General features: G+C 72.5%; 5 protein-coding genes. 3 read left to right on the top strand and 2 right to left on the bottom strand.

Annotation, left to right across the window (positions count from 1 at the left end; translation table 11 throughout):
- Positions 1 to 7: 7 nt before the first annotated feature.
- Together VFN12_RS15745 and VFN12_RS15740 are read right to left on the bottom strand one after the other, a co-directional pair.
- Complete coding sequence (locus VFN12_RS15745; protein WP_325119692.1) at positions 8 to 466, bottom strand: SRPBCC family protein; 459 nt, start codon at positions 464 to 466, stop codon at positions 8 to 10.
- 50 nt (positions 467 to 516) lie between these two features.
- Positions 517 to 1,938 (bottom strand): CCA tRNA nucleotidyltransferase, encoded by a 1,422-nt coding sequence (locus VFN12_RS15740; RefSeq protein ID WP_325119694.1) that lies wholly within the window; start codon positions 1,936 to 1,938, stop codon positions 517 to 519.
- A 77-nt stretch (positions 1,939 to 2,015) separates the two neighbouring features.
- On the opposite strand from VFN12_RS15740, the gene VFN12_RS15735 reads away from it, so the two are divergent.
- The 3 genes from VFN12_RS15735 to VFN12_RS15725 are packed head-to-tail and all read left to right on the top strand — an operon-like array spanning position 2,016 to position 7,830.
- Positions 2,016 to 4,211, top strand: coding sequence for a DUF6049 family protein (locus VFN12_RS15735; RefSeq protein ID WP_325119691.1), 2,196 nt, complete (start codon positions 2,016 to 2,018; stop codon positions 4,209 to 4,211).
- Positions 4,208 to 5,875 carry a murein biosynthesis integral membrane protein MurJ gene (gene murJ, locus VFN12_RS15730; protein ID WP_325119690.1) on the top strand — a complete coding sequence of 556 codons (1,668 nt, stop codon included), beginning with the start codon at positions 4,208 to 4,210 and terminating at the stop codon, positions 5,873 to 5,875. The genes VFN12_RS15735 and murJ overlap by 4 nt, the downstream gene beginning before the upstream one ends.
- 53 nt (positions 5,876 to 5,928) lie before the next feature.
- Complete coding sequence (locus VFN12_RS15725) at positions 5,929 to 7,830, top strand: protein kinase family protein (RefSeq protein ID WP_325119689.1); 1,902 nt, start codon at positions 5,929 to 5,931, stop codon at positions 7,828 to 7,830.
- The last annotated feature ends 7 nt before the right edge of the window (positions 7,831 to 7,837 follow it).

Genomic DNA, 7,837 nt, shown 5'->3' with positions numbered 1-7,837 from the left:
CCCGGACCTATGCCTCCGACTCGGCCTTGACCCGGCTCAGCGTCTGCCGCATCCCCTCGCGCAGCTCCCGGGTGAAGTTCTGCTGCCCACCCAGGGCAATCCTGGTGAGCTTGATCGAGATGTCGGAGATGCCCTCGGGGGCCCGGCGCCGCTGGATCACGCGCGTGCCGGTCGCTGTGGGTTCCAGGGTGAAGGACCAGACCGTGTAGTTGTCCTTGACGCGGAACGCGAACTCGCGGTGCGGCTCGAACTCCACCACCTTGGTGCGCGTCGGCCAGAAGAGGGGCCCGCGGCGGTTGATGTTGAACGCCTTGGTCCCCAGCTGGACCGGACCGCGCACGATCGTCCGCACGACCTGCGGGCTCCACTGCGACATCCGGGGCAGGTCCGTCACGAGGGACCACACCTGGGCCGGCGGGGCGGCCACCTCGATCGACTCCTCGAGCAGGGACTCGTACTCGCTCACTGTCACTCCGTCCGTGGGGGGAGCCGCGAACCTAACGCAGCCGGGGCACCTCAGGAGCGGGCCGACCACCAGTCGAGCAGCGCGGTCCGGGCCTCCTCGGGGGACTGCGGCCCGCGATCGAGCCGGAGCTCGAGGAGGTAGCGATAGGCGGCACCGACCTCGGGACCGGCGCCGATCCCGAGGATCTCCATGATCTCGTTGCCGTCCAGGTCGGGCCTGATCGCGGCCAGCTGCTCCTCCTCGGAGAGCCGCGCGATGCGCTCCTCGAGGTCGTCGTACGTGCGCCGGAGCCGCTCGGCCTTGCGCCGGTTGCGGGTGGTGCAGTCGGCGCGGGTGAGGACGTGGAGACGTTCGAGCTGGTCGCCCGCGTCGCGGACGTAGCGCCGCACCGCCGAGTCGGTCCAGTCGCCCTCGCCGTATCCGTGGAAGCGCAGGTGCAGCTCGACCAGCTGCGCCACCGCGTCGGTGACGTCGTTGGAGAACCGCAGGGCCCGCATCCGCTTGCGGGTGAGCTTGGCGCCCACCACGTCGTGGTGATGGAAGGTGACGGTCCCGTCGCCGACGAAGCGGCGGGTGCGGGGCTTGCCGACGTCGTGCATGAGGGCGGCGAACCGGGCGACGAAGTCGGCCTCGCCCCCGGGCAGACGGTGCTCGAGCTCGATCGTCTGCTCGAGGACGGTGAGCGTGTGCTCGTAGACGTCCTTGTGGCGGTGGTGCTCGTCCCGCTCCAGCGCGAGGGCGGGAAGCTCGGGCAGCACGTGCTCGGCGAGACCCGTCTCCACGAGCAGGGTCAGCCCGCGTCGTGGGTACGGTCCGCACACCAGCTTCACCAGCTCGTCGCGGACCCGCTCGGCCGAGACGATCGCGATCCGGTCGGCCATGGCCGTCATCGCGGCGACCACCGCCGGGTCGACCTTGAAACCGAGCTGTGCGGCAAACCTCGCGGCGCGCATCATCCGCAGGGGGTCGTCGGAGAAGGAGGCCTCCGGGGTGCCCGGGGTGCGCAGCACGCGGTGCCCGAGGTCGGCGATCCCACCGAACGGATCCTCGAAGGCGCGCTCCGGCACCCGGACCGCCATCGCGTTCACCGTGAAGTCCCGCCGTCCGAGGTCTCCGGCGAGGGTGTCTCCGAAGTCGACCGTGGGCTTGCGTGACGACGCGTCGTAGATCTCCGAGCGGTACGTCGTGATCTCGACCTGCCAGGCGTCCTTGCGGCACCCGATGGTCCCGAAGTCGCGTCCCATGTCCCAGGTCGCGTCCGCCCATCCGGTGAGCAGCTTCTCGGTGCGGTCGGGTCGCGCGGAGGTGGCGAAGTCGAGGTCGTTCTGGTGCCGACCGAGCATCGCGTCGCGCACCGAGCCGCCCACCAGCGCCAGCTCCTCGCCGGCCTCGCGGAACCTGCGCCCGAGCTCGTCGATGACCGGCGCGATCCGGTCCAGCTCCTGCGCGACCGAGTCCTGGACCCGTGTCATCTGGAGCGGGGGGAGGTCGGCGTCGGACACGGCGAGCAACTCTATCGGCCGCAGTGGCTCCGGATAGAGTCGGCGCCGTGCGTCACCTGTGGTCCCTGCTTCCTGCCTTCCTGGCGGTAGCAGCCACCGCACTTCCGACCGCTGCCGCGGCCGCCCCGGCGCCGTCGTCCCCCGACCAGGATGCCCCCCCTCCGGCGAGCCGGAGCGCCGCCGCCACGGTTCACCACTCGGCCCGGCCGGCCGCGCGGCAGGACGAGGACGCCCTCGGCGTCACCATCGACGCCCTCTCACCGTCGTACCTGCCGGCCCGCGGACCGGTGCGTGTGGACGGCACCCTCACCAACCACACCGACGAGCGCTGGGTCGCGGTCAACCTGCACCTCTTCATGGGTGCCACCCCGATCAGGTCGACCGGGGAGCTGGCCGAGGCCGCCGACCTCGACCCGGCCGAGCCGGTCGGGGACCGCATCACCGCACCCGGCACCTTCGACACGGTGACGTCCATCGCGCCGGGGGACTCGGCGCAGTTCTCGATCGAGGTGACCCGGTCGGATCTGGGCGTGACCGAGCCCGGGGTCTACTGGTTCGGCGTCCACGCGCTCGGCGAGTCCGACGAGCCGCGTGACGGCATCGCCGACGGCCGGGCCCGCACGTTCCTGCCTCTCGTTCCGCCCGGCAGCGGGACCCTCAACACCGCGCTGGTGATCCCCGTCCGCCACGAGGTCCGCTACACCCCGAGGGGTCGGATCATCAACGCGCCGTCGTGGGCCCGCACCCTCGACACCGGCGGGACCCTGCGGTCGCTGGTCGACTTCGGCGCAGCGTCCGGCTCCCAGCCGGTGAGCTGGCTGGTGGACCCGGCCGTGCCCGACGCCGTCCGCGACCTGGTCGCAGGCAACCCACCCCGACCGCTGGACGACACCGTGTCCACGCCGTCGGGCGAGACCTCCTCGCCCTCTCCGACGCCGGAACCGAGCGCGGCGGGCGACAGCGAGTCAGCCCCGGTCGATCCCGGGACCAGGCCGGAGGGCGCGCCGCGCAACGCCGCCACCGAGCCGGGCGCCACCTGGCTCACCCGGTTCAAGGAGGCCATCGGCTCGGAGGACCAGGTGCTGACCTTGCCGTACGGCGACCTCGACGTCTCGGCGGCTGCCGAGCGCGACCCGGCGATGTACGAGCAGGCGCGCCGGCGCACTGGTGCCGTCCTCGACTCGTGGGACCTCGACACCACTCCCGCGATCGCCTCACCCGGCGGCGAGCTGCGGCCCGAGGCACTCGGGATGATCGATCGGGGATCGACCACCATGGTCTCCGACCGGATGTTCGACGCCCCCGCGCCGGCGGTGGCCAGCGTCGCCGGGCGCACGGTCACGGTGATCTGCTCCGGCGCCGCCGAGGGTGGGCCCGGTCCCGACGATCCGCTGGGTCAGATGGCGGTCCGGCAGCGGATCCTGTCCGAGGCGGCGCTGCGGCTGCTGCAGCCGAGCCCGACCCCCCTCGTGGTCGTGCTGCCCCCGAACTGGAATCCGGGGAGCACCACCTCCTTCTATCCCGGGCTCGAGGTCCCCTGGCTGGACCTCACCGACGTCGACTCGGCCACCACCGAGCGGCCCGAGCCGGTCGACGGCGACCAGCTCGACTACCCCGAGAGCCAGGCCGCGCTGGAGCTCGACGCCGCCAACTTCGCGTCCGCCGATGCCCTGATCCGGGTCGGCGACACGCTCGAGCAGGTGCTCGCGAACAACGACCGGGTGGCCGACGCCGTCCTCGCCGAGGCGCTCAACGGGCTCTCGTACTCCAGCCGGGTCCACCCCGACGCCTCCCGTGCCGAGGCCGACAGGTCGAGCCAGCAGATCTCGCGCCAGCTCGCCTCGATCCGCGTCGACGCACCACCGGCCGTGACCCTGTCGAGCACCACCGGGCGGTTCTCGGCGACGATCGCCAACAACCTCGACCATCCGGTGCGGGTGCGCGTCGAGTCCCTCGCCGACTCCCCCCTCGCGATCAGTGACACCGACACCATCGAGATCGCCGCCGGAGGCCGCAGCGCGGTCCTGCTCGAGGCCGCCACCACCCAGCTGGGGGTGCACAACGTCGAGCTGATCGTCACCTCCGAGGACGGGACGCCCCTGGGCTCCACGGCCCGGCTCCCGGTCCGCTCGGCCCAGGTGAGCCAGGTGATCTGGCTGATCATCGGCACCGGGGTGGCGCTGCTCTTCGGCGCGATCGTCGTACGCCTCGTGCGCCGGGTACGTCGGGCCCGCGCCGCATGAGCCAGCCCCCGGCCGAGTCCACCGACGAGTCCCGGATCCTCTCGTCCAGCGCGGTGATGGCCGCCGGGACGGTGGTCTCCCGGCTGAGCGGGTTCGTGCGCTCCGCGCTGCTCGTCGCCGCACTCGGCAACGTGCTGCACGCCGACCTGTTCAACATCGGCAACACCGTGCCGAACATGCTCTACATCCTGGTGGCGGGCGGCATCTTCAACGCCGTCCTGGTCCCGCAGCTGGTCCGGGCGATGCGCAACGACGACGACGGCGGCGAGGCCTACACCAACCGCGTGGTCACCGCCGCCGTGCTGTTCCTCGCGCTGGTCACCGTCGCGCTGGTGCTGGCGGCGCCGTGGGTGATGGACCTCTACCTCGACCCCCGCTTCGACGACCCCGCGCTGGCCGCCCAGCGGGAGTCGGTCATCGACTTCGCCCGCTACTGCCTCCCGCAGGTGTTCTTCTACGGCGTGTTCGTCCTGCTCGGGCAGATCCTCAACTCGCGGGGCCGGTTCGGCCCGATGATGTGGGCCCCGATCGCCAACAACGTGATCGCGGTCGCGGTCCTCGTCGTGTACCTGGTGGTCTTCGGTCCCGCCACGGACGCCGAGCAGACCGCCGCGTTCACCAGCGGCCAGGAGGCGCTGCTCGGCCTGGGGTCGACCCTGGGCATCGCCGCACAGCTGCTGATCCTGCTCCCGTTCCTGCGTGCCGCCGGGTTCAACTTCCGTCCCCGGTTCGACCTCAGGGACACCGGCCTGGGACACACCCTGCGGCTCGGGGTCTGGACGGTGCTGTTCGTGGTGGTCAACCAGATCGCCTACACCGTCGTGGTCCGCCTCGCCTCCGGTGGTACGGCGGCCGCGGTGGACGGCGGCACCGGCACGGGGTACACGGTGTACGCGCAGAGCTTCCTGATCGTGATGGTCCCGCACTCGGTGATCACGGTCTCCCTCGCGACCGCGATCCTGCCGCGGCTCAGCGACCGGGCCAACGTCGGCGACCTGGCCGGCCTCGCCCGCACCCTCGGGATGTCGCTGCGCAGCGCGCTGGCCGTGATCCTGCCCTTCGCCCTGCTGCTGCCGGTGATCTCGACCGACATCTCGCAGGTGGTCTGGGGGTGGGGTGCCGGGCGTGACGAGTTCGAGCTGTTCGCCCCGACGCTCGCCCTCTTCGGTGTCGGGCTGCTCTTCTTCACCGTCCACTACCTCACCCTGCGCGGGTTCTACGCGCTCGAGCGCACGCGCACCGTCTTCTGGATCCAGTGCATCATCGCGAGCACCAACATCGCGGCCGCGATCGCGCTCGTCTCCCTCGCCACGGCCGAGGAGACCTCGCCCGCGCTGGTGCTGGCCTACACGGCGTCGTACGTCGTCGGCTCGACGGTGTCCTACCTGATGCTGCGCCGCCACCTCGGGGGGCTGGAGACCCGGCGGCTCGCCCGCTTCCTGGTGCGCCTGGTCATCGCCGCGGCGGTCTCGACCGCGGCGGCGTACCTGGCGAACCTGGCCCTCGGCCGGCTGGTGAGCGACCCCAACCAGGCGGTCGCCGCGCTCAGGGCCGCTCTCGTGACCGGCCTCGACGTCGTGCTCTTCGTGACGGCGGCCCGCCTGCTCCGCCTGCGCGAGGTCACCGACGTTCTCGACACAGTCACTCGGCGGTTCCGGTCCTGAGCTCGCACCCGAACCGCCCTACGATGGGGACACCAAGCCGTGGAGAGGAAGGCGTGCCGATCTCGATGCGACCGGGGGAAGTCCTGGCCGACCGCTACCTGCTCGTGGACCTGCTCAGCGAGAGCGGATCCGGCAGGTTCTGGCGAGCGCACGACCGGACGCTGGACCGGCACGTGTCGGTCCACCTCCTCGCCGCTGACGACGAGCGGGCCGACGGCCTGATGGAGGCCGCCCGGCTGTCGGCCGCGCTGCATGACCGCAGGTTCCTGAGGGTGCTCGACGTCGACCGCACGGACGAGCTCTGCTACGTCGTGAACGAGTGGGGCTCCGGCAGGTCGATCGACGTCCTGGTGGCGCACGAGGGTCCGGTCGGCGGCCGGCGAGCCGCCTGGATCGTCTCCGAGGTCGCCGAGTCCATCGCTGCCGCCCACGACGCCGGCGTCGCCCACGGCCGCCTCGTCCCCGAGAACGTCATGATCGACCAGGCCGGCTCGGTCCGCGTCATCGGGCTCGCCGTCGAGGCCGCCCTGCTCGGCCTCCCGTCCGGCCGGATGTCGACGGACGTCACCGACCTCGCCGGGCTGCTGTACTACCTGCTGACGGGGAAGTGGCCCGGCGTGTCCCGCTCCGGCGTTCCCTCCGCCCCCCTCGAGAACGGCCGCGTCCTGCGACCGCGCCAGGTCAAGGCGGGCGTGCAGAAGCCGCTGGACAACCTCTGTGACCAGGTGCTGAACGCGCCGGGGTCGGCCGGTGACCCGCACCGCCCCGGCCTGCGCAGCGCCCACGGCATCCGGGAGGCGCTGCGCGACTTCGTGGGTGACGTCGCCGCCATGGCGGAGGCCGAGGCCAGTGCGGGCCAGCGGACCGTTGCCCCGCGCCCGGGACGGCTGGCCGCCCCCACCCCGGCCGCCACCCCGACCATGCGCTTCAAGTCCGCCGGGGCCACCGGAGCCCCGGGAACGCAGGGCCCGGCTGCACCGCCGCCACCGGCCCGTCCTCTCGACCAGCCCGTCGACCGGTCGGCCGCGCAGCCTCCCGTCGATGTCCCGGGGCCACCGCGGGACGCTCCCGCCGAGTCCTCCGACCTGCCCACCCAGGCCGGGGTGCCGATCTTCGACGACGAGAACGACGCCGTGTCCTGGATGGCGGCCCGCCCGGAGAAGCCACCGCCGCCGCCTCCGTTCGAGGAGCCGCCGGAGCGTCCCCTGTTCGCCCCGGAGCCACCCGAGGGCCGTCCCACCCGCACTCCCCGCCCTGGTGGCGGGGCCGCGGTGTCGCAGGAGTTCTGGCCGTGGGATGCCGGCACCGGCAGCGGCGTCATCCCGGCCACCGAGGAGGAGCCCGACGAGGTCCCGGGCCGGAGCTGGATGCGACTGGCCGCCGCGGTGGCCGGCTGCTGCCTGCTCCTGATCGCCATCGTGTTCGCGTTCAACCTCGGGCGAGGTCGCTCACCGCTCGGCGCAGACCCCGATCCGGCGCCGGATCCCTCGGAGCCGACCAGCTCCACCGACGCCCAGCCGATCGCCGGCGTCACCGCTCTCGACCTCGACCCGCAGGGCGACCCGCCCGAGGAGAACCGCGAACTGGCACCCCTGGCCGTCGACGGCGACCCCGCCACGTCCTGGCGCACCGTGACCTACGAGCAGGACCTCGGGCCCACCGGCTTGAAGACCGGGGTCGGACTCGTGCTCGACCTCGGGTCCTCCCACACGGTCACCGATGTGGACCTGAGGCTGGCCGGTGGCCCCAGCGACGTGAGCATCTTCGTCTCCGACCAGGCGCCGAGCTCGGTCGTCGGGCTCACCCCCGCGGCCCGCGTGACCGAGGCCGAGCAGGAGCGGGTGACCCTGGACGAGCCGGCCACCGGTCGCTTCGTGGTGGTGTGGTTCACCTCCCTCCCCGCGGCCGAGGGTGGCTACCGGGGCGAGGTGGCCGAAGTCGTGGTCAAGGGGTAGCCCTCCC

The sequence above is a fragment of the Nocardioides sp. genome (assembly GCF_035703625.1).
In the GTDB taxonomy this organism is placed as follows: Bacteria; Actinomycetota; Actinomycetes; order Propionibacteriales; family Nocardioidaceae; genus Nocardioides.
Note: the sequence above shows the minus strand (reverse complement) of the source record. Positions and strands in the feature narration are given on the sequence as shown.